Here is a 20,798-nt window from a genome sequence, read left to right as displayed (position 1 = left end):
GCTCGCGGCGAAGCGGGGCCCGGACCGGGCTCGGCTTCGTCTTTATGCGGGGCCGTTCGTCATGCGGGGCCGTTCGTCAGCGGATGCCGCCGCTCGCGGTGATCACCTCGCCGGTGAGCCAGCGCGCGTCGTCGGAGGCGAGGAAGGCGACCACCCGGGCGATGTCGTCCGGCGCGCCGGCGCGGCCGAGCGGGGTCTGCGCGACGAAGCCGGCTTCCATCTCGGATCCGGCGATGCCGGCCGAATGGGTGCCCTCGGTCACCACGTAGCCCGGGCTGACCGTGTTGACCCGGATCCGGCGCGGCGCCAGCTCGTTGGCGAGCACCCCCGAGATCGCGTTGAGGGCGCCCTTCGTCCCGGCATAGACCGCCGCCGTTGGCGTATGCACGTGGGTGATCGCCGACGAGATGTTGACGATGCTGCCGCCCTCGCCGAGGTGCTTGGCGGCCGCCTGGGTCGCCAGCAGCACGCCGAGCACGTTGACGTCGAACAGCTTGCGGTAATGCGCCTCGGTGATCTCCTCGATCGCCGCGAAGTCGTAGACGCCGGAATTGTTGACCAGCACGTCGAGCCGGCCGAATGCCGTCACCGCCGCCTCGATCACCGCTTGCGCCTGGGCGGCCTGGGAGACGTCGCCCTGGACCGCGATCGCCCGGCCGCCGGCCGCGGTGATCGCGGCGACGACCGCCTCCGCGCCGGTTTTGCTCGATGCGTAGTTCACGACGACCGCCGCGCCATCCTCTGCCAGCGCCTTGGCGATGCCGGCACCGATGCCCTTCGATGCGCCGGTCACGACGGCGACTTTGCCTGCGAGCTTGGACATGTATGCTAACCCTCAGCATGGGCCGGCACCGGGATGGCCGCCGTATTCCCATAGTTCGGGATTTCGGAACTAATGTCGCGCGGATCAAGCCCCCATATGCCGAAATCATGAGATCCCTGTTCCATCCCGCGATGGAGGACGTGCGCCCGGACGCGATCCTCCACGCCCTGTCCGATCCGAACCGCGCGGCGATCTTCGCACGGATCATGCGCGCGGGCTGCGTCGAGGCGTGCTCGGCCGTCTCCGCCCTCGGAGACCGGGTGATCCCGAAATCGTCGCTGTCGACCCACTTCAAGGTGTTGCGCGAAGCCGGCTTGATCCGCAGTGCGCGCCACGGCGTGGAGATGCGCAACGAGTCGCGCTACGCTGAGGTCGAGGCGCGCTTTCCGGGCCTGCTCGGCGCGATCATCAACGCCTACGCGTCCGGAGCCTGCGACGGGTCGCCCGGTGCCGGCCCGTCGGCGCCCGCGGCACGCGGCAGCGAAGCGTCGCCCGCGGAGTAGGCCGCCCGCCGGTGGATCGGCTGCCTCAGCGGTCGCCCTGCACCGCCGGGGGCACGCCGTCGGCGAAGTTCGAGCCGCCGCCCGCGCTGAAGAGTTTTCGCAGGAAGCCCGGCGCGACCGCCGAGAGCGGGTTCACGCTGACGTCCGGCGCGTTGAGCTTGCCCGCGACCCGGAAGTTGACCGCGAACAGGCCCTCGTTGTGGCCGCCGCCGAGGAGCGGTCCGATCAGCGGTACCTGCGAGACGATGTTGTTCAGGCCGTAGAGCGGCACGAAGGTGCCGTTGATGTCGGTGCGCTCGCGGGCGGTGTCGAGGAAACCCGACAGCGTGAAGCCCATCGCCGCGTTCGAGATCGCCGCATCGGAGAAGTCGACGCGCGAGCCCGAGCGGACGAAGTTCGCCCGCATCCGGTCGAACGAGACCGCGCTGCCCTGGCCCGCGACCGTGCGCTTGCGCCCGCGGGCATCGACGGTCTCCACCGTCTCCGGTCCCTGGGCCATGATGCTGGACAGGGCCGGCTCGTTGCGCAGCGCGAACTCGCGGATCTGCACCACGCCGGCCTGCGGCCCGTCGCTCAGCACGATGCCGAGATTGAGCCGGCCGCCGTACATCCGCCGGTAGACGTCGACGAAGCGCAGCGTCGCGCCGGCATCGCCGGATTCGATCGCCAGCGTCGGCGTGCCGCGCTCGCCCTTGGTCACGCTCGCGACGAAGGGGGCGGAGCGGAACTTGCCGCTCATCGCCGCCGCGCGCACGTCCTTGCCGCGCATGGACAGCTTCACGCTGGCGTTGGTCAGCGCCTCCTCGTTGAAGCCGGTGAGGATGCCGAGCTGGATGTCGGCGTCGATGTCCTTCGGGTTGGCGTCCCGCTGCGACTTGCCTTCGGGCGCGGTCAGCATCTTCAGGAACGGGCGCGCGTCGGCCACCGCCCCCTTCACCGCGACGCGGTAGCCGTTTCCGTTGCGATCCAGCGTGACGCGCATGTCGTCGCCGGGCGAGAGCTTGAGGTTGGTCAGGTCCGCCCGCTCGAGGCCGCCCTCGCCGGTGATCGAGGCGCTGCCGCGGGCCGTGGTCGAGCCGGCATCGAGGGCGATGTCGCGCAGGTCCATCCCCGGGCCGGTATCGACCAGGGAGAAGGTCAGGCGCCCGGCCTTGCCCGCGGCCTTGCTTAGGCCCGGCAGCAGGCCGTCGATCCCGGCGCGGGCGAGGTCGGCCTCGACCCGGATCGGGGGTTTCGTGGCGCCGGCCTTGACCAGCGGGATGGTGGCCTTGACCGCGATCGGGCCGCTCAGCTGGGGGGCCGTCGGCAGGCCCTTGCGCGCCCGCAGGGCGTCGTCGACGGTCAGGTTCACCAGCACCTCGCCGGTGCCGCCGGTCTTGGCCTGATGCATGTCGATCGAGACCGGCGCGCCCGACAGCTTGGCGTCGCCCTTCAGGGTGAAGCCGCGCGGGTCGTAGGTCACGGCGAAGCGGCCGGCTTCGAGCTTGTCCTTGCCGACGACCTTGTCGACGGCGAGGTCGTTCAGCGTGCCCGAGACGCCGACCGGCAGGTCGGGCAGGTCGGGGATGTGCTTGAGGTCGAGCGGGAAGCCGATGCGCAGGTCGGCCTGGCCCTTCACCGTCGACGGGTCGAGATCGACGCCCGACAGCGCCTTGAACATCTTGGTCTGCAGCAGGGCCGCCAGCGCGTCTGCGCCGCCCGACAGGCGAAGGCCGATATCCGCCACGACCTTGTCGGGCGAGATCTCCGGGATGACGAAGGCGCCCTCGGTGATGTTCAGCGCGCGCCCGTCGGCCATGCGGATGTCGGCGGTGACGTTCCTGATCCGGGTCGAGCGCCCGGTGATCGTGCCGGCGACGTTGCCTCGGGTCAGCGGCGGCGCGTCGGGCGAGACCTCGAGCGTCGCGTCCGAGACACGGAAGTCGATATGCACCGCGTTGTCCGGCATCGGGTCGCCCCGCGTCGCCGCGGCGAGCTCGGCGCCCGACATGTCGACGGTGATGTCGACCGCCTCGATGCGGGCGGCGCGCAGCTCGTCGACGAGGTAGTTGCGCGCCCCCGGCGCGATGTTCTCCGGCCAGAGCCGCAGCGCCGTGCGGGCCTCGCTGTCGCTGGCGGTGACGTGGAGCGTGAGGCCGTCGTCGTCGGCGGTGGTGCCGAGGGTGCCGGACATGTTGCCGTGGATGCCGTCGCCGCTCATCGCGAAGCTGTCGATCGCGACGCCGCCGGCGCGGCCGGTGAGGTGCCCGTCCATCGCCGCGATGGTGATCGGCTTGTCCTTGGGGGCGGCGCCCCGGAGCGTCGCGTTCCGACTCGACAGGGTCGCGGTCCAGGCGAAGTCCTCGCCCGGCTTGGCCACGGCCCAGGTGCCGGTGAGGTTCACCGCGTTGCCGGCGCCGAGGTAGTCGAGCCCGTCGAGCGTCATCACCCGGGCGGTCTCGTCCCAGCTCACCGTGGCCTTCAGGCTCTCGACGGTGACCGGGTTGAAGTCCTTCTCCTCGACGAGGAAGGTGCCGTCGCTGGTGCGCAGCGTCGCCTTCATCGCCTCGATGCGGCCGCCGTCGAGGGCGACGTCGGCCCGCGCCGAGAGCTTCAGGTCGGTGGTGATCGGCAGCTTCGACTGGCCGGAGAGCAGCAGCAGGTCGGTGGCCGGCAGGTCGTCGAGGGTGATGATCCCGGTGCGGCGCGGGCCGCCGGCCTCGCGCAGGGTGCCGCCGAAGCGCCATTGCCCGTGCGGCCCGTCGATGCGCAGCTCGAACAGGCGCGCGTCCTGGTTCGGGTCCCGGCCGAACAGGCCGTTGACGTGCTCGAACACCGCGCGCTCGCGGGCGTCGTCGTCGATCAGCGTGAGGCGGGCATTGGTGATGCGGGCGCGATCGAGCGCGCCGACGACGCCGGCGGAGTCGAGCACGACGCCGAAGATCGAGGCCGTTGCGGCCGAGAGCGGCGAGACCATGCCGCGCGCCGCGTCCACGCTCGGCGGCGTGTGCGGCGAGGCGTCGCCCGGATGCGCCGGCTCGGCGGCCGCGAAGGCGATCGAGCCGTCGCGGTGGACGAGCGCCGTCATCTGCACGTCGCGGAACTCGATCGAGCGCGGCGTCGGCGCGAGCTTCAGCAGGCTCCAGGGATCGATGCTGACGAGGGCGAGCGGCGCGCGGACCACGAGGGCGCCCTGCGGGTTGCGGATATCGAGCCCGCTGACGCGCAGCGCCAGGGCGTTCTCGGAGTCGAGCTCGAGGGTGCTGTCGCGCAGGCTGATGCGCCAGCCCGGCCCGATCCGGTCGGCGAGCGCCGACGACACCCGGGCCGACAGGCCGTCGATCTGCAGGGGCCCGTATGCGAGGCGCATGACCCCGCCCCCGAGGCCGAGGCCGAGCACGACGACGAGGGCGGCGGCCGTCCACAGGCAGCGCCGCGTCCAGCACCGAACGGCCTTGCGCGTCTGCCCGCCGCCGGGCGTATCCTCAGGCCGGGCCTCTTCCTCAGGCATGAAGACCTTGCATCGGCGCGTCCGCTGTTTCGCAACGTGCGCTCATTCTAGGACGCAACCTCGTGACGACGCGTTTCCGGAGCGTGTCCGGCTCTCGCGCCCGAAGCGCGGGCATCGGATGGTCCGGCACCGCGCCAAAGCACACCATCAATCGGCCGAAAGGATGGCACGATGCCCCTCGCCCAAGGCGAACGCGCTCCCGACTTCACCCTTCCCGGCTCCGGCGGCAAGACGCTCCAGCTCGGCGAGCACGTCGGTCACAAGATCGTGCTCTACTTCTACCCGAAAGACGACACCAGCGGATGCACTCTGGAGGCGCAGGCCTTCAACGCGAGGCTGGCCGACTTCGACGCGGCCGACGCCGTCGTGATCGGGGTCTCGCCCGACCCGGTGAAGAGCCACGACAAGTTCGCGTCCAAGCACGACCTCGCCTTCCCGCTCGCCTCCGACGAGGGCAAGGCGATGCTCGAGGCCTACGGCGTCTGGGTCGAGAAGAGCATGTACGGGCGCAAGTACATGGGCGTCGAGCGCACCACGATGCTGCTCGACCGAGACGGTCGCATCGCGCGGATCTGGCCGAAGGTGAAGGTGCCGGGCCATGCCGAGGAGGTGCTCGAGGCCGCCCGCGCCCTCCCCTGAGCCGATCCCGCATCCCGCGGGAGGCATGAGGGTTCTCGGTTTCTTAACCCTGCCGGCCTTCGATGGCGCCCTCGGCATCGGGCCCGAATCGATGACCCCTTCCGCCAGCCTTCCGCACCGCAGGAGCCGGCTTCTCGCCGCTGCCCTTCTCGTCACCGGCCTGTGGGCCGCCGGCGCGAGCGGGCTGGTGCTGTTCCACGACGACATCCTCGCCGGGTTCGTCGCGCGGCAGGGCGCGATGCAGGCGGCCTACGAGGCGCGCCTCGCCGCGTTGCGGGCCGAGCTCGACCGCGGCGGCTCGGCGCGGGCGGAGGCGCAGGTCGCCGTCGCGGCGCGCCTCGACGGGCTGACGGCGCGCCAGAACGATCTGGAGCGGCGGCAGGCCGTGCTCGCCCGCCTCGCGCGGCCGGACGACGCGTCGTCCGACCCGATCGATCCGCCGACTACCGGTTCGCTGCCCGGCCCATCCTCGGCGGGCGAGAGCGAGCTCGGCCTGCGCGGGGTCGAGGCGCGGCCCGGGCGTCGCAGCGCGCGCGAGACCGACCTGCAGGTTGCGGCCCTCGCCGGGCGGCTCGACGGCCTCGCGGCGGCGCAGGTGCTCGGGCTCGACCGCATCACCGAGCGGGCGGCGAGCGATCTCGGACGCCTGCGCCGCGCCCTGGAGCGGACCGGAATCGACCTGCAGCGTCCGGCCGCGGCGGGCCTGGGCGGGCCGCTCGTGCCGATCGATCCGAGCCCGTTCGCCGACGCCCTCGCGGTCGCGTCCCGCACCGTCGGCGATGCCCAGGCGCTGCGCCGGCTCGCCGCCCGCCTGCCGCTCGACCGCCCGCTGCCGCGCGACCGCGGCGTGGCCAGCACCTTCGGGCCGCGGCTCGACCCGTTCACGCGGGGGCTCGCGCTGCATACCGGGCTCGACCTGAAGGCGGAGATGGGCGAGCCCGCGCTGGCCACCGCGCCCGGGCGCGTCGTCACGGCGGAGGCCACCGGCGGCTACGGCAACATGGTGGAGATCGACCACGGCCACGGCGTGGTCACGCGCTTCGCGCACCTGTCGCGCATGGCGGTACGGGCCGGCCAATGGCTCCGCGCCGGTGATCTAGTCGGCCGCGTCGGCTCGACCGGGCGCTCGACCGGCGCGCACCTGCACTACGAGACCCGGATCGACGGCGAGCCGGTCGACCCGCTGGGGTTCCTGGAGGCGGGGCGCGAACTCGTCGAGGGCGGTGGGCCCTGACGTCGCGGCCGGCGCGACGTCGCGTGTCCCGCCATTCCGGGGCGCCCGAGGCGAGCCCGGAATGGCAAGCGTTAGATGGACGAAGGACGGTTCCCGTCCTGCCGCCTCAGTCGATGTCCTCGACCTTCTCCGTCGCCCCGTACAGGCGCTGCGCCAGCGACGCCTCGATGAAGGGGTCGATGTCGCCGTCGAGGACCTCGTCCGGGTCGGTCGACTGCGTGCCGGTGCGCAGGTCCTTCACGAGCTGGTAGGGCTGCAGCACGTAGGAGCGGATCTGGTGGCCCCAGCCGATGTCGGTCTTGGAGGCGGCCTCGGCGTTGGCCTTCTCCTCGCGCTTCTTCAGCTCGGCCTCGTACAGGCGGGCGCGCAACATGTTCCAGGCGGTCGCCCGGTTCTTGTGCTGCGAGCGCTCCTGCTGGCACGCCACCACGATCCCGGTCGGGTTGTGGGTGATGCGCACCGCCGAGTCGGTGGTGTTGACGTGCTGCCCGCCCGCGCCCGACGACCGGTAGGTGTCGATCCGGCAGTCGGATTCCTTGATCTCGATCTCGATCCGGTCGTCGATTACCGGGTAGACCCAGACGGAGGCGAAGCTGGTGTGCCGCCGCGCGCTCGAATCGTAGGGCGAGATGCGCACCAGGCGGTGAACGCCGGACTCGGTCTTGAGCCAGCCGTAGGCGTTGTGGCCCTTAATCAGGAGCGTCGCGCCCTTGATCCCGGCCTCTTCCCCGTCGGACCACTCGACGATGTCGACCTTGTACTTCCGGCGCTCGGCCCAGCGGCCGTACATGCGCTGGAGCATGTTGGCCCAATCCTGACTCTCGGTGCCGCCGGCGCCCGCATGGACCTCGAGATAGGTGTCGAAGCCGTCGGCCTCGCCCGACAGCAGCGTCTCGACCTGACGGCCGGCCGCCTCCTTCTCGACGGTGAGGATCGTGGCCTCGCCCTCGCGGATCGAGGCCTCGTCGCCCTCCGTCTCGCCGAGCTCGATCAGCATCGCCCCGTCGTCGAGGTCCTGCTCGAGCTTGCGGATGGCGGCCACGGCCTCGTCGAGCTGCTGGCGCTCGCGCATCACCTTCTGCGCGGCGTCGGCGTCGTTCCACAGTTCCGGGTTCTCGGACGCCGCATTCAGCTCCGCGAGTCGTTTATCGACGGTATCCCAGTCAAAGATGCCTCCTCAGCAGTCCGATCGACTGCTTGGCGGCATCCGAGGCTTGCTCGATCTCGGCGCGCATTTCGAGGGTGTGTCGCTTGTGTCGGGGGCTCAAAGAGGTCGAGCGGGGTGATACCGGCGGCGGGCGCTCCTGTAAACGGCTCCCATCCCATGGCGCGTGCCGAGCTCATGCGACGCTCCCACCCGCGCCGACCCGTGAAACCACGGCCGCCTCGTGCGTTGACCGGGGATTTTCACCCCAATCGGGAGGGACGCGCGATGACCAAGGCCGAGAACAAGGATTCGCGGGACGACGCCGAGCACGACCGCGAGCAGACCCGGAAGGAGTTCGACGCGGCGGTGAACATGACGCCCGCCGCCTTGAGGAAGCATCTCGACTCCGACGCCAGCAAGTCGGTCGGGCAGAAGTCCGGCGGCGGCGAGGCCACCGGGCACAAGGAGGGGCGCCGCATCCTCGAGATCAAGGCCAAGAAGAAGGCCGACCTCACGGACGACGATTACGGCCACATGCGCAAGGTCGTCGGCTACGTCCGCCGGCACCTCGCGCAGGGCGGCAAGTCGCGCAACGATCCCGACTCGGCCTGGGCGCTGTCGCTGATGAACTGGGGCCACGACCCGTCGAAGGACTGAGCCGGATCGCGCGGCGCGTTGGAAAAACAGCGCGCCGCGTCGAGCCCGTCAGTGCTGGCCGTAGCCGGCGATCCAGGCCGGTGCCAGCACGTAGCGCCGCTTAACGCGGGGATCGGTGCGGCCCTCCATGAGGCCGCTGTCGTAGTAGTTGAAGCCGGTGATGCCGTAGCCGCCGCCGTTCATCACCTGCGGCACGGCGATCGCCGGCACCGCGAGGTCGGGGCGCGCGGGCGGGACGATCGGGCGGTTGGCGCCGTCGACCTGCAGCACGGTGGGGCCGTCCGGACCCTGGAACACGTAGGCCCCGGACTGGGCCTGGGCGGCACCGACACCGGCGAGCGCGAACAGGCCGGCGGCGAGGCCGTGTCGGAGGAAGGTGTTCATCGCGTGCTCCGTCGCTGAGGGGCGGGTTCGATCGTCGGGGCATCATGCCCGATGCGCGGCCGCGTGTCCGTCGCCGCGACGCGCCGGCCGCGGCATCGCCCCCGGAAAAACCGACCGGAAGCCCCGGTCGGTCGGCTCTCGATCAGCCTCGATCAGCCCTTGGAATGCAGCACGACCGCCGGCTGCCGGGCGATCGGCTTGCAGGTCGTGTCGAAGGCGTTCAGCACCAGCGGGCGCGAATCGCAGGCGAAGGCCGCATCGGGGCCCGGCGCCGGGATCGGGTCGCGGGCGACGATCGGGTTCGGCGCGCAGGCCGAGGCGGCTGCCGCCAGCAGCAGGGCGGCGGGCAGGGACAGGCGACGCATGCAAGCCTCGGGGACGCGAGTGCGGATCATTGCCGCCGACCCTGCGCACGGGGCCGGCGGGTGACAAGCACATGCAGCACACCCATCGCGCTTTGGCCGGGCCTGTCGCCCCGCCGCAACAATCGGGATCAGGCGCTCTTGGCCAGCGGCACGACGTTGTGCAGCGTCTTGTCCGCGGTCTCGAGGAAGCGGCGGACGTTGCGGGCCGCCTGGCGGATGCGCTGCTCGTTCTCGACGAGGGCGATGCGGACGAAGTCGTCGCCGAACTCGCCGAACCCGATGCCGGGCGCCACCGCGACGTCCGACTTCTCGAGGAGGAGCTTCGAGAATTCGAGGCTGCCGAGCGCCTTGAACTTCTCCGGGATCGGCACCCAGGCGAACATCGAGGCGGCGGGCGCCGGGATCTTCCAGCCGGCCTTGCCGAAGGACTCGACCAGCGCGTCGCGGCGCTTCCTGTAGATCGCCCGCATCTCGTGGATGCAATCGTCCGGCCCGTTGAGCGCGGCGGTGGCCGCGACCTGGATCGGCGTAAAGGCGCCGTAATCGAGATAGGACTTCACCCGCGACAGCGCGGCGAGCAGGCGCTCGTTGCCGACGGCGAAGCCCATGCGCCAGCCGGCCATCGAATAGGTCTTCGACAGCGAGGTGAACTCCACCGTCACGTCGATCGCACCCGGCACCTGCAGCACCGAGGGCGGCGGCTCGCCGTCGAAGTACACCTCGGCATAAGCGAGGTCCGAGAGCAGGATGATCTCGTGGCGCTTCGCGAAGGCGACGAGGTCCCGGTAGAAGTCGAGCGTCGCCACGTAGGCCGTCGGGTTCGACGGGTAGCAGACCACCAGGGCCACCGGCTTCGGGATCGAGTGCGCCATGGCGCGCTCCAGCGCCGGGAAGAACGCGGGCGTCGGCTCGGCCGGGACGGAGCGGATCACGCCGCCCGCCATCAGGAAGCCGAAGGCGTGGATCGGGTAGCTCGGGTTCGGCACCAGCACCACGTCGCCCGGCGCGGTGATCGCCTGCGCCATGTTGGCGAAGCCCTCCTTCGAGCCGAGGGTGGCGACCACCTGGGTGTCGGGGTTCAGGCTCACGCCGAAGCGGCGCTGGTAATAGCCCGCCTGGGCGCGGCGCAGGCCGGCGATGCCCTTCGAGGCCGAGTAGCGGTCGGTGCGCGGGCGCCCGGCCGTCTCGCACAGCTTGGCGATGACGTGCTTGGGGGCATCGAGGTCCGGGTTGCCCATCCCGAGGTCGATGATGTCGGCGCCGTTGGCGCGGGCGGCGGCCTTGATCCGATTGACCTGCTCGAACACGTAGGGGGGCAGGCGCTTGATGCGGTGAAAATCGGTCATGGCCATCTGTCCATCGGCGCGGATCCCGTGGGGCGGCACTGGCGGCCCCGACGGGTGGCGGTCGGCCTCTCTAACATCGAAGCGGCCTGCCGCCGACCCCGAATATCGGCCTTATTGTGCCGGCTGGGCCGGCGCGCTCGCCGGCTTCGTCGCCTTGCCGGCGCTCTCCGCGGCCCGACCCCGCGATTCGTTGCGGCCGCGGGCGCCTTCGAGCTCGGCTTCCAGCGCCTTCTGGCTCTCGGCCGACTTCGCCCGCACCGGACGCGCCGGAGCGGAGACGCCGACCGGCATGAACTCGGTCCCGCCCTTCGGCCGCGAGTTCGCCACGAAGTCCGGCGCGGCGACGGTTTTCGGGCCGTAGCCGGCCTCGACCGCCAGCGTCTTGATCGGCGAGAGGTCGGAGGAGCAGGCGCCCGTGGCCGCCGCCGCGCAGAGCGCGAGCGTGCCGAGGAGGCGCCGGAACGCGATGCCCTGCGCTGCGGAGCCGGACGGATTCGACGGCCTGCCCGGAGAAGTCGTGCCGGGATCCGGAACCTTGTCGCAAGTTGAGGTCATGCCGCAGTTATATCGCCGTTCGCGCCTGCCGCGCTGGGCAAATTCGGGGTTGGCGCGTTAATTTGGCGGAAACGAGGCTCGGACCGCCCTCCGGGGCGGGTGCTCGGGTCCGCCCGCGCTGCCGGCGCGGACGAAGCCAGGGAGTGGATCACGCGTGACGACGCAGCCGACGACGCCCGCGATGCTCGATTTCGAGGCCCTCTCGCGCAATGCGGGCCAGTTCATGGAACAGCTCGGACGGGCCGCCGCGCGCTACGTCGCTCCCGAGGACGGCCTGCCGGTCCAGCCCAAGCCGCCGCAGGAGGCGAGCGAGCTCGTGCGCACCCTCGGCACCGTGGCCGAGACGTGGCTTTCCGATCCGAAGCGGACGCTCGAGGCGCAGGCCAAGCTCAGCGAGGCCTTCGTCGCCCTGTGGGGCACGACGTGGATGCGCCTCCAGGGTCAGGAGGCCGAGCCGGTGGCGCAACCCGAGCCGAAGGATGCGCGGTTCGCCGACGCCGAATGGTCGTCGAACCCGTACTTCGACTTCATCAAGCAGGGCTACCTGATCACCACCCGCTGGGCCGAAGGCCTGGTGAACGAGGCCGAGGGCATCGACGAGCACACCCGCCACAAGGCGCAGTTCTACCTGCGCCAGCTCGCCGGCGCGCTCTCGCCCTCGAACTTCGTGATGACCAACCCCGAGCTGATCCGGCACACGCTGCAGGAGAACGGCGCCAACCTCGTCCGCGGCATGAAGATGCTGCAGGAGGACATCGAGGCCGGCGCCGGCGAGCTGCGGGTGCGCCAGACCGACCGGAACGCGTTCGAGTTCGGCGTCGACGTCGCGGTGACGCCCGGCGAGGTGGTGTTCCGCAACGACCTGATGGAGCTGATCCAGTACGCGCCGCGCACCGAGACGGTGCTGAAGCGCCCGTTCCTGATCGTGCCGCCGTGGATCAACAAGTTCTACATCCTCGACCTGAATCCGGCGAAAAGCCTGATCGGCTGGATGGTCGACCAGGGCCTCACCGTCTTCGTGATCTCCTGGGTCAACCCGGACGAGCGCCACCGCGACAAGGACTTCGAGTCCTACATGCGCGAGGGCATCGAGGCGGCGATCGACGCGATCGGCGTCGCCACCGGCGAGACGGAAGTGGCGGCGGCCGGCTACTGCGTCGGCGGCACGCTGCTCGCCGTCACGCTCGCGATGCAGGCCGCCACCGGCAACAAGCGCATCAAGAGCGCGACCTTCCTGACCACGCAGGTCGACTTCACCCATGCCGGCGACCTCAAGGTCTTCGCCGACGAGGGGCAGATCCGGCAGATCGAGACCCAGATGGCCGAGCGCGGCTACCTCGACGGCGCCAAGATGGCCAACGCGTTCAACATGCTGCGGCCGAACGACCTGATCTGGTCCTACGTCGTCAACAACTACGTCAAGGGCAAGCCGCCGAGCGCCTTCGACCTGCTGTACTGGAACGCCGACGCCACCCGCATGCCGGCGGCCAACCACGCCTTCTACCTGCGCAACTGCTACCTCGAGAACAACCTCGCGCAGGGCCGGATGGTGCTCGGCAACATCCGCCTCGACCTGAAGAAGGTGACGGTGCCGGTGTTCAACCTCGCCACCCGCGAGGACCACATCGCGCCGGCGATCTCGGTGTTCGAGGGCTCGTCGAAGTTCGGCGGCCCGGTGGACTACGTGCTGGCCGGCTCCGGCCACATCGCCGGCGTCGTCAACCCGCCCTCCAAGCCGAAATACGGCTACTGGACCGGCGGAAAGGCGGAAGGGCGCCTGGAGGATTGGCTCGGGGCCGCCACCGAGACCAAGGGCTCGTGGTGGCCGTACTGGTTCAAGTGGCTCGAGGCGCAGGCGCCCGAGCGTGTGCCCGCCCGCAAGCCCGGCGGCGACGCGCTGCCCTCGCTGGCGCCCGCCCCCGGCACCTACGTGCGCATGAAGGCCTGAGCGTCGGCTTGACCCACCTGCCGCGGCGACCACCTTCCGCGTCAGGATCGTTCGAAACGGGGGGCGCACATGAAGCTGGTTCGGCACGGAGCGACGGGAGACGAGAAGCCGGGCCTGATCGACGGAAACGGCGGCCTGCGCGACCTGTCCGCGGTCCTGCGCGACATCGCCGGGCCCGGGCTCTCGCCCGAAGCGCTCGACCGCCTGCGCGTGATCGACCCGGAGACGCTGCCGCTCCTGGCGGCTTCGACCCGGCTCGGCCCATGCGTCGGCGGCACCCGCAACTTCGTCGCGATCGGCCTGAACTTCGCGGATCACGCCGCCGAGACCGGCTCGCCGATCCCGTCCGAGCCGATCGTCTTCAACAAGGCGCCGTCCTGCATCGTCGGCGCCAACGACACGGTGATCATCCCCAAGGGATCGGCCAAGACCGACTGGGAGGTCGAGCTCGCCGTGGTGATCGGCTCCCGCGCCTCCTACGTCCACGCCAACGAGGCGCTCGACTACGTGGCGGGCGTGTGCATCTGCAACGACGTTTCCGAGCGCGAATGGCAGATGGAGCGCGGCCCGACCTGGACGAAGGGCAAGGGCTGCCCGACCTTCGGGCCGCTCGGCCCGTGGCTCGTGACCATCGACGAGATCCCCGACCTCGGCAACCTCGCGATGAGCCTCGACGTGAACGGGCAGCGGATGCAGACCGGCTCGACCGCGACGATGATCTTCGACGTGCCCCAGCTCGTCGCCTACGTCTCGCATTTCATGATGCTCGAGCCCGGCGACATCATCACCACCGGCACCCCGCCCGGCGTCGGCCTCGGCATGAAGCCGCCGCGCTATCTCAAGGCCGGCGACGAGATGATCGTGCGCATTGAGGGGCTGGGCGAGCAGCGCCAGCCGGTGATCGCCTTCGACGACTGGACCGCGAAGGTCTCCGCCGGCGAGCCCACGAACTGACGCTTTTCCTCGATGGCTGCGGTCGTGCCGCCACGACGGACGGCGATCCGCTCTCGACTTCGTGAACGTCCTCTGCACAGAAGGCTCTGTACCTCGGAGGACGCCGTCACGTGAGCATCGGTCTGATCGCCCTTCTCGACGACATCGCCGGGATCGCCAAGGTCGCCGCGGCCTCGCTCGACGACGTCGCCGCCCAGGCGGCCAAGGCCGGCGTGAAGGCGGCCGGCGTGGTGATCGACGATGCGGCGGTGACGCCGCGCTACGTCGTCGGCTTCGCCGCCGAGCGCGAGCTGCCGATCGTCGGCAGGATCGCGCTGGGGTCGCTGCGCAACAAGCTGCTGTTCCTGCTCCCGGCCGCCCTGGCGCTCGGCGCCTTCGCGCCCTGGGCGATCACGCCGCTGCTGATGCTCGGCGGCGCCTACCTCTGCTACGAGGGCGCCGAGAAGGTCTACGAGGCGCTGTTCCCGCATGCCGGCCACGCCGACGACACCCCGCGCGATGCCGCCGGCGACGGCCGGGCAATGGAGGACCGCAAGGTCTCGGGCGCGATCAAGACCGACTTCATCCTCTCGGCCGAGATCATGGCGATCACCCTGGCGGCGCTGCCCGACGGCGGCGTCGCCACGAAGGCCGCCGTGATGGCGCTGGTGGCCGTCGGCATCACCGCCTTCGTCTACGGCGCGGTGGCGCTGATCGTGAAGGCGGACGACGCCGGTCTGGCGATGGCGGCGAGCACCTCCACCTCCGCGTTCGGCGGCGTCACCCGCGCGCTCGGCCGGGGCATCGTCACCGGGATGCCGCCGTTCCTGGCCCTGCTCGCCATCGTCGGCACGGCGGCGATGATCTGGGTCGGCGGCGGCATCCTGGTCCACGGGCTCGAGACCTACGGCCTGCCGCAGGTCGCCCACGCCCTGCATGCGGCCTCCGAAGCGGTCGCCGGCCTGCTGCCGCCCGCCCTGTCCGGCCTTGCCGAATGGCTGGTGACGGCCGCCGGCTCCGGTCTCGTCGGCCTCGTCGTCGGCGGCCTGCTGATTCCGCTGACGAGCTTCGTGATCGCGCCGGCCTGGCATGGCCTGTCGCGCCTGCGCGGTGCGGCGGCCTGAGCCGGACGGCTTGATTTTCGCCCGCGGATTCGCCTCATGGGCGCATGATGCAGCCGACCCCGCTCCCCGCCGCCCCCGCCATCCGCCACGACTGGACGGTCGAGGAGATCCGCGCGATCCACGACCTGCCGCTGCTCGACCTCGTGTTTCGCGCCGCCTCCGTGCACCGGGCCCACAACGATCCGGCCGACATCCAGCGCGCCTCGCTCCTGTCGATCAAGACCGGCGGCTGCCCCGAGGATTGCGCCTACTGCCCGCAATCGGCCCATCACAAGGGCACCGGCATGGCCAAGGAGCGCCTGATGCCGGTCGACGCGGTTCTGCGCGAGGCCGCCGAGGCGAAGGCGGCCGGGGCGCATCGGTTCTGCATGGGCGCCGCCTGGCGCCAGCCGAAGGACGGCCCGGAATTCGACGCGGTGCTGGCCATGGTCCGCGGCGTGCGCGGCCTGGGCATGGAGGCGTGCGTCACCCTCGGCATGCTGACGCCGTCCCAGGCCGGGCGGCTCGCCGAGGCCGGGCTGACCTCCTACAACCACAACCTCGACACCGGCCCGGACTTCTACGAGGACATCATCTCAACCCGGACCTACGCCGACCGGCTCCAGACCCTAGATAACGTGCGCGAGGCCGGCATCGGCCTGTGCTGCGGCGGCATCGTCGGCATGGGCGAGGGCGTGACCGACCGGGCCGCGATGCTCCAGGTGCTCGCCAACCACGCGCCGCATCCCGAGAGCGTGCCGATCAACGCCCTCGTCGCCGTCGAGGGCACGCCGCTGGAGGACCGCCCGCCGGTCGACCCGCTCGACCTCGTGCGGATGTGCGCGACCGCGCGGATCGTGATGCCGAAGGCGCGGGTGCGCCTCAGCGCCGGGCGCAAGGGGCTGACCCGCGAGGCGCAGATCCTGTGCTTCCTCGCCGGCGCCAACTCGATCTTCTACGGCGAGCGCCTGCTGACCACCGCCAACAACGAGACCGATTCCGACGCCGCCCTGCTGCGCGACATCGGCATCACGGTGGCCGCGCCCATGATGGAAGCCGCCGAGTAGGCCTCAGGCCTCGGCGTCCGGCAGCACGATCCGGAACCGGGTGCCCTCGGCGGCGGGGTCGAGCGACAGCGTCCCGCCGTTCAGCCGCACGAGCTCGGAGGCGATGGCGAGGCCGAGCCCGGTGCCGCCCGAGCGCATCGAGCCCTGGAAGGCCTCGAACAGGTGCTCCTTCGCCCGCGCCGGCAGGCCGGGACCGTTATCGGCCACCAGGATCGTCACCGCACCGGCGCATTCGCGCCCGGCCGTGATCCGCACCTCCGGCGAGGCCACGTTCGCCTCGGTGAAGTCGTGCGCCTGCACGGCGTTGCGCACTAGGTTTCCGATCGCCCGCCCGATCTGCTCGGAATCGGCGAACACCGTCAGCTCGGGGGCGACCTCGGTCACGACCCGGACGCGGCCGTGGGCGGAGAGCGCCGCGAGATCGGCGAGTTCCGCCAGGACCGGGGCCAGCGCGAACGCGCGGCTGCGCGGCGTGCGCTCGGCGGCGCGGCCGTAGGCCAGCGTCGCCTCGCAGAAGCGGATCGCCCGCCCCAGCGTCGCGACGAGGCGCGGCGCCACGCGCTGCACCGTCGGGTCCGAGGTTTCCTCGAGCCGGTCGCCGAGCAGCTGCGCTCCGGTCAGCAGGTTGCGCAGCTCGTGGTTGATCTTGGCGACCGAGAGCCCGAGCTCTGCGAGCCGGCGCTTCTGGCGCAGCTGGTCCGCGAGCGTCCGCTGCATCCGCGCCAGCGCGGTCTCGGCGAGCCCGATCTCGTCGCTGCGCGGCGCGGGCGTGATGATCCGGTCGGCCCCCTCCGGGTCGTCGGCGAAGGCGGTGATGTTGCGCGCGAGCCGGCGCACCGGCCGCACGATCAGGGTCTGCAGCACGAAGAAGACGAGGCCGGCCGCGGCGGTGGCGATGATCAGCGACGACACCGCCAGCCGGATCGCGAAATCGACCACCGCCTGCTTCAGCGGTGCGTCGTCGAGGATGATCTCGACCAGGTCGAAGCCTTCCCAGCCCTGGCCGACGATGCGGATCGGCTCGTCGACCGGTTCGGTCAGCGTCCGCCAGGCGCCGCGGATGGCGCACCAGATCGATCGGTTGCGCAGGTCGACCGTGTCGGAGACCCGGTCCGGCATCGGCTCGATCGACAGGAGCTGGCGGGTGTCGCCGTCGCGGACCGCGATCGCGCGGGCGCCGACGCCGGCCAGCAGGCGCCGGGCGAGCTCGTCGGACACCGGGTGCCCTTCGCTGGCATCGAGCACGAGGGCCGCGACCTGCGCGGCGCTGATCCGGTCGGACAGCCAGGACAGGCGGTAATTCGCGACCGCGGGCACGAAGATCAGGATCTCGATCGCCGCGACGAAGGCGACGGTGACGAGGAAGAGCCGTCCGGAAAGGCCGAGGCGCTTGAGCCAGCGGTCGGAACGCGGCACCGCGACGGGCGCGTCGCGCTCTGCCGCCTCCGTCGAGTCCGTGTCAGTCCTTGCGACCACTGCTATCCCGGCCCCGGAAAGCGCGGCGACCCCGTGCCTCTTCGCGAACGTCCCGTCGCCACCCGCATCCCCTGGCCGAGACGGTGGCACGATCATCCCTCGTAGCCCGCGGGCCGAGGAAGCGTCGAGGGGGCATCACCCCCGGGATCGGCGCGCGAACGCGATTTTCAGTACGCAGCGTGGGGATAATCGCGTCCCGCGAAGGTCGAGCGGTCCCGCGGATCAGCCCGCGTTGCGCCGGATGAAGCGCCGCCGCAGGCCGATCGAGAGCAGCGCGAACAGGCCGAGGCCGCCGAGGCCGATCACCATCCGCGGCGTCACCAGCGCACGGAAGCTCAGCGCGTTGTCGCAATCGCTGCCGCCGGCGGACAGGCAGGCTGCTTTCGCGTCCGCATGGGCCGCGACCACGTCCTCGATGCCGGCGCCGGTCGCCGCGTAGACGAAGGCGCCGGGCAGCAGGCCGCAGGCGGTGGCGAGCACGAAGGTGCGCAGCGCCACGCCGAACGCGGCCGGCCCGAGATTGGTCATCCAGAACGGGAACAGCGGCAGCAGGCGCAGGAACACGATGTAGCCGAAGGCATCGTTGCGGAACCCCTCGGCGAGCGCGCCGAGCCGCGGGCCGGCCACCCGCCGCAGCAGGTCCGAGGCCGGCCCGCGGCCGATCGCGAAGACGATCGCGGCGCCTGTGGTGGCGGCGCAGACGGCGACGATCGCGCCGGTGACGATGCCGAACAGGAAGCCGCACACCATGGTAAGGATCAGCGTCGCCGGCACCGAGACGACGACGGAGCCGACATAGATCAGGTAGGCCAGCACGAGGGCGCGCGGGCGGTCCGCCTCGACGAAGGCGCGCAGCCATTGCCGCGACTCGAGCAGCCGGTCGAGGCTGAGGAGCTGCGACGCGCCCGAGACCAGCACGGCGATCGACAGCGCGATCAGCAGCGCCAGGGGCAGCCAGCGCAGCGCGCGGCGGCGGGCGGAGCGCGGACGCTCGGGCGACGTCGCGCCGGCCGCGGTCACGCGGGCTTACGCATCCGCAGAATCTTGAAGAACCCGCCCGGGAAGGTCGGCGCGACGCCGATGAACTCGACGCCGTTGCGCCGCGCCCAGGCCTCGATCCGGGTCGACTTGAAGTCCGACGACCAGCCGATCTTCGTGCAGAGCGGCGCGACGATCTCCTCGACCTTCGCCACCGGTCCCTCGGTCTGCCCGAAATGGTTGGCGAGCACGATGCCGCCGCCGGGGCGGACCACCCGCAGGAACTCGGACAGGGCGGCTTCCGGGTCGGGCACCAGGGTGATCAGGAACTGCGCCACCACCGCGTCGAACGACGCATCGGCGTAGCCGAGGCGGCAGACGTCCATCACCTGCAGGCCCTTCACGTGGGTAAGGCCGCGGCGCTGCACCTTGCGGCGGGCGCGCTTCAGCATGTCCTCGGACAGGTCGACGCCGCAGACGAAGCTGGCGCGCGGGTAGTAGCCGAGCGACAGGCCGGTGCCGACGCCGGCCTCGAGGATGCGCGGGCCGCTCTCGGCGGCGGCGGCCACCGCGGCCCGGGCGGCCGGCTCGGTGAGCTTGTCGTAGACCACGTCGTAGACCGGCGCCCAGCGGGCATAGGCCTTGCGCATCAGGGCGGTGCTCGGCCCGGCCTCCGGCTCGCTCAGCATTCGTGTTCTCTTCCGGTCTCGAGGGGGATGTTCAGAGCGGGCCGCGTCGGATCACGCGGCTCTCGCCGCGCCCGCCGAGGCCGCGTCGATGCGGCGGATCGTGCCGCCGCCGAGCACGCGTCCGCGCGGGGTCTCGTCGGCGTAGATCGCGCAGGCCTGGCCCGGCGAGACCCCGTCCTCGGGCACGGCCAGGACGATCTCGGCGGCGCCGGTCGCGGGGTCGTAGTCGAGCCGGGCAAGGCGCGGCTCGCGGGTCGAGCGCACGCGCACCGCGACCGCCATGTCGGAGACGGGGCCCGGTGCCCCGAGCCAGTTCACGTCGGTGAGCCGGATGCGGTGGGTCGCCAGCGCGGTGCGCGGGCCGACCACCACGCGGGCGGTGTCGGGCTCGAGCCGGACCACGTAGAGCGGCTCGGGCGAGGCCACGCGCAGGCCGCGGCGCTGGCCGACCGTGTAGTGGATGATGCCCTCGTGGCGCCCGAGCGCCTGGCCGTCGAGATCCACGATCTCGCCCGGCCGCGCGGCGTCGGGGCGGAGCCGCGCGATCACGTCGGCGTAGCGGCCCTGCGGCACGAAGCAGATGTCCTGGCTGTCTGGCTTCTCCGACACCACCAGCTCCAGCTCGCGCGCCAGGCGCCGGGTCTCGTCCTTGGGCAGCTCGCCGAGCGGGAACCGCAGGAAGTCGAGCTGGTCCTGCGTCGTGGCGTAGAGGAAGTAGCTCTGGTCGCGCGCCGGATCGAGGGCGCGGTAGAGCGCGCGGCGCCCGCCCTCCCCCGGCAGCGCCCGGCTCGCGACGTAATGGCCGGTGGCGAGGCAGTCGGCGTCGAGGTCGCGGGCGGTCGCCAGCAGGTCGCGGAACTTGATCGAGCGGTTGCACTCGACGCACGGGATCGGCGTCTCGCCGGCGAGGTAGCTCTCGGCGAACCGGTCGATCACCGCGTCGCGGAAGCGGTCCTCGTAGTCGAGGACGTAGTGCGGAATGCCGAGGCGCTCGGCGACGCGGCGGGCGTCGTGGATGTCCTGGCCGGCGCAGCAGGCGCCCTTGCGATGGGTCGCGGCGCCGTGGTCGTAGAGCTGCAGGGTGATGCCGACGACGTCGTAGCCCTGGCGCTTCAGCAGCCCGGCCACGACGGAGGAATCGACGCCGCCGGACATGGCGACGACGACGCGCGTCTCGTGCGGGGGCTTGGCAAGATCGAAGGAGTTCATGGCGCCGGGTCTGACGGCGGCACGGGTCTGCGAAGATCCCGCCGCACGGGCCTGTCTATAGTGTGTGTCGTTCGGCGTTTCCAGGGCGCGTCCCGATCGCCGCGGTCGACCGCCCCGGCAAGTCCTGCCGGGCACGCGGCAGCATCGGCCCGCGGCGGCATGATCCCCCAGCCGGTCCGTCGCCGAAAGACGATGTTTCTCAGTCTCTTGGCTCGGCGCACGCGCTGGCCTGTCGCTTGCTCCGCCTCCCGC

Annotated in this window: 19 protein-coding genes; 8 read left to right on the top strand and 11 right to left on the bottom strand. The window is 71.4% G+C overall.

The annotated features are described in order from the left end of the window. Window positions 1–76: 76 nt before the first annotated feature. Complete coding sequence (locus MKK55_RS15565) at window positions 77–823, bottom strand: glucose 1-dehydrogenase (protein ID WP_243936045.1); 747 nt, start codon at window positions 821–823, stop codon at window positions 77–79. Between the two features lie 107 nt (window positions 824–930). Between MKK55_RS15565 and MKK55_RS15560 the strand changes: the two genes are divergently transcribed. Next, window positions 931–1,326, top strand: a complete 396-nt coding sequence (locus MKK55_RS15560) for a helix-turn-helix transcriptional regulator (protein WP_147842453.1) — start codon at window positions 931–933, stop codon at window positions 1,324–1,326. A gap of 25 nt (window positions 1,327–1,351) precedes the next feature. On the opposite strand, the gene MKK55_RS15555 is transcribed toward MKK55_RS15560, so the two are convergent. Next, window positions 1,352–4,816 (bottom strand): DUF3971 domain-containing protein, encoded by a 3,465-nt coding sequence (locus tag MKK55_RS15555; protein ID WP_409566069.1) that lies wholly within the window; start codon window positions 4,814–4,816, stop codon window positions 1,352–1,354. A gap of 171 nt (window positions 4,817–4,987) precedes the next feature. Here MKK55_RS15555 and MKK55_RS15550 point away from each other — a divergent pair, with 171 nt between their 5' ends. Together MKK55_RS15550 and MKK55_RS15545 are read left to right on the top strand one after the other, a co-directional pair. Next, on the top strand, window positions 4,988–5,455 hold the full coding sequence (locus MKK55_RS15550) for a peroxiredoxin (RefSeq protein ID WP_147726636.1): 468 nt from the start codon (window positions 4,988–4,990) through the stop codon (window positions 5,453–5,455). 91 nt (window positions 5,456–5,546) lie between these two features. Continuing rightward, a complete protein-coding gene (locus MKK55_RS15545; RefSeq protein WP_243936039.1) occupies window positions 5,547–6,689 on the top strand; it encodes a M23 family metallopeptidase in 1,143 nt (380 codons plus the stop codon). Between the two features lie 106 nt (window positions 6,690–6,795). Here MKK55_RS15545 and prfB read toward each other — a convergent pair. Next, a protein-coding gene (gene prfB / locus MKK55_RS15540; protein WP_147728103.1) for a peptide chain release factor 2 occupies window positions 6,796–7,924 on the bottom strand; the annotation gives its coding sequence in 2 pieces (ribosomal slippage) (window positions 6,796–7,854 and window positions 7,856–7,924; 1,128 coding nt in all). A gap of 197 nt (window positions 7,925–8,121) precedes the next feature. Here prfB and MKK55_RS15535 point away from each other — a divergent pair. After that, a complete protein-coding gene (locus MKK55_RS15535; RefSeq protein ID WP_243936037.1) occupies window positions 8,122–8,493 on the top strand; it encodes a DUF3140 domain-containing protein in 372 nt (123 codons plus the stop codon). Between the two features lie 48 nt (window positions 8,494–8,541). On the opposite strand, the gene MKK55_RS15530 is transcribed toward MKK55_RS15535, so the two are convergent. The 4 genes from MKK55_RS15530 to MKK55_RS15515 form a co-directional block, all read right to left on the bottom strand. Then, complete coding sequence (locus MKK55_RS15530; protein WP_243936035.1) at window positions 8,542–8,877, bottom strand: hypothetical protein; 336 nt, start codon at window positions 8,875–8,877, stop codon at window positions 8,542–8,544. A 152-nt stretch (window positions 8,878–9,029) separates the two neighbouring features. Further along, window positions 9,030–9,242 carry a hypothetical protein gene (locus MKK55_RS15525; protein WP_147842880.1) on the bottom strand — a complete coding sequence of 71 codons (213 nt, stop codon included), beginning with the start codon at window positions 9,240–9,242 and terminating at the stop codon, window positions 9,030–9,032. 128 nt (window positions 9,243–9,370) lie between these two features. After that, window positions 9,371–10,588, bottom strand: a complete 1,218-nt coding sequence (locus tag MKK55_RS15520) for an LL-diaminopimelate aminotransferase (RefSeq protein WP_243936033.1) — start codon at window positions 10,586–10,588, stop codon at window positions 9,371–9,373. A 111-nt stretch (window positions 10,589–10,699) separates the two neighbouring features. Then, window positions 10,700–11,143, bottom strand: coding sequence for a hypothetical protein (locus MKK55_RS15515; protein WP_279593143.1), 444 nt, complete (start codon window positions 11,141–11,143; stop codon window positions 10,700–10,702). 181 nt (window positions 11,144–11,324) lie between these two features. Here MKK55_RS15515 and MKK55_RS15510 point away from each other — a divergent pair, with 181 nt between their 5' ends. From MKK55_RS15510 to bioB, 4 genes are all read left to right on the top strand, one after another. After that, complete coding sequence (locus tag MKK55_RS15510) at window positions 11,325–13,091, top strand: class I poly(R)-hydroxyalkanoic acid synthase (protein ID WP_279596223.1); 1,767 nt, start codon at window positions 11,325–11,327, stop codon at window positions 13,089–13,091. A 69-nt stretch (window positions 13,092–13,160) separates the two neighbouring features. After that, entirely contained in the window at window positions 13,161–14,045 is an 885-nt protein-coding gene (locus MKK55_RS15505; RefSeq protein ID WP_243936024.1) for a fumarylacetoacetate hydrolase family protein, read from the top strand. A 110-nt stretch (window positions 14,046–14,155) separates the two neighbouring features. Further along, the gene (locus MKK55_RS15500; RefSeq protein ID WP_243934873.1) at window positions 14,156–15,148 is read left to right on the top strand and encodes a DUF808 domain-containing protein; all 993 of its coding nucleotides are present in this window, start codon (window positions 14,156–14,158) and stop codon (window positions 15,146–15,148) included. A 47-nt stretch (window positions 15,149–15,195) separates the two neighbouring features. Continuing rightward, a complete protein-coding gene (bioB, locus tag MKK55_RS15495) occupies window positions 15,196–16,194 on the top strand; it encodes a biotin synthase BioB (protein WP_409566072.1) in 999 nt (332 codons plus the stop codon). A gap of 3 nt (window positions 16,195–16,197) precedes the next feature. Here bioB and MKK55_RS15490 read toward each other — a convergent pair whose 3' ends face one another. The 4 genes from MKK55_RS15490 to mnmA form a co-directional block, all read right to left on the bottom strand. Then, window positions 16,198–17,610, bottom strand: a complete 1,413-nt coding sequence (locus tag MKK55_RS15490; protein WP_243935059.1) for a sensor histidine kinase — start codon at window positions 17,608–17,610, stop codon at window positions 16,198–16,200. A 282-nt stretch (window positions 17,611–17,892) separates the two neighbouring features. After that, window positions 17,893–18,690 (bottom strand): TVP38/TMEM64 family protein, encoded by a 798-nt coding sequence (locus MKK55_RS15485; RefSeq protein ID WP_243936007.1) that lies wholly within the window; start codon window positions 18,688–18,690, stop codon window positions 17,893–17,895. Further along, window positions 18,687–19,337, bottom strand: a complete 651-nt coding sequence (locus MKK55_RS15480; protein ID WP_147729569.1) for a class I SAM-dependent methyltransferase — start codon at window positions 19,335–19,337, stop codon at window positions 18,687–18,689. Before MKK55_RS15480 ends, MKK55_RS15485 begins: the two co-directional genes overlap by 4 nt. A gap of 51 nt (window positions 19,338–19,388) precedes the next feature. Further along, complete coding sequence (gene mnmA, locus MKK55_RS15475) at window positions 19,389–20,546, bottom strand: tRNA 2-thiouridine(34) synthase MnmA (protein WP_243936004.1); 1,158 nt, start codon at window positions 20,544–20,546, stop codon at window positions 19,389–19,391. Between the last annotated feature and the right edge of the window lie 252 nt (window positions 20,547–20,798).

This window comes from Methylobacterium sp. J-059, assembly GCF_022829485.1.
Classification (GTDB): domain Bacteria; phylum Pseudomonadota; class Alphaproteobacteria; order Rhizobiales; family Beijerinckiaceae; genus Methylobacterium.
The sequence above is the reverse complement of the archived record's forward strand: the minus strand, read 5'-3'. Positions and strand labels throughout refer to the sequence as shown.

Bases quoted from the DNA above. Each gene is read 5' to 3' on its own strand.
- MKK55_RS15545 (WP_243936039.1), top strand. From the start codon at position 5,547: ATGACCCCTTCCGCCAGCCTTCCGCACCGCAGGAGCCGGCTTCTCGCC.
- MKK55_RS15480 (WP_147729569.1), bottom strand. From the start codon at position 19,337: ATGCTGAGCGAGCCGGAGGCCGGGCCGAGCACCGCCCTGATGCGCAAG.
- MKK55_RS15550 (WP_147726636.1), top strand. From the start codon at position 4,988: ATGCCCCTCGCCCAAGGCGAACGCGCTCCCGACTTCACCCTTCCCGGC.
- MKK55_RS15560 (WP_147842453.1), top strand. From the start codon at position 931: ATGAGATCCCTGTTCCATCCCGCGATGGAGGACGTGCGCCCGGACGCG.
- MKK55_RS15565 (WP_243936045.1), bottom strand. From the start codon at position 823: ATGTCCAAGCTCGCAGGCAAAGTCGCCGTCGTGACCGGCGCATCGAAG.
- MKK55_RS15515 (WP_279593143.1), bottom strand. From the start codon at position 11,143: ATGACCTCAACTTGCGACAAGGTTCCGGATCCCGGCACGACTTCTCCG.
- MKK55_RS15535 (WP_243936037.1), top strand. From the start codon at position 8,122: ATGACCAAGGCCGAGAACAAGGATTCGCGGGACGACGCCGAGCACGAC.
- MKK55_RS15525 (WP_147842880.1), bottom strand. From the start codon at position 9,242: ATGCGTCGCCTGTCCCTGCCCGCCGCCCTGCTGCTGGCGGCAGCCGCC.
- MKK55_RS15510 (WP_279596223.1), top strand. From the start codon at position 11,325: ATGCTCGATTTCGAGGCCCTCTCGCGCAATGCGGGCCAGTTCATGGAA.
- mnmA (WP_243936004.1), bottom strand. From the start codon at position 20,546: ATGAACTCCTTCGATCTTGCCAAGCCCCCGCACGAGACGCGCGTCGTC.
- MKK55_RS15555 (WP_409566069.1), bottom strand. From the start codon at position 4,816: ATGCCTGAGGAAGAGGCCCGGCCTGAGGATACGCCCGGCGGCGGGCAG.
- MKK55_RS15530 (WP_243936035.1), bottom strand. From the start codon at position 8,877: ATGAACACCTTCCTCCGACACGGCCTCGCCGCCGGCCTGTTCGCGCTC.
- MKK55_RS15520 (WP_243936033.1), bottom strand. From the start codon at position 10,588: ATGACCGATTTTCACCGCATCAAGCGCCTGCCCCCCTACGTGTTCGAG.
- MKK55_RS15505 (WP_243936024.1), top strand. From the start codon at position 13,161: ATGAAGCTGGTTCGGCACGGAGCGACGGGAGACGAGAAGCCGGGCCTG.
- bioB (WP_409566072.1), top strand. From the start codon at position 15,196: ATGCAGCCGACCCCGCTCCCCGCCGCCCCCGCCATCCGCCACGACTGG.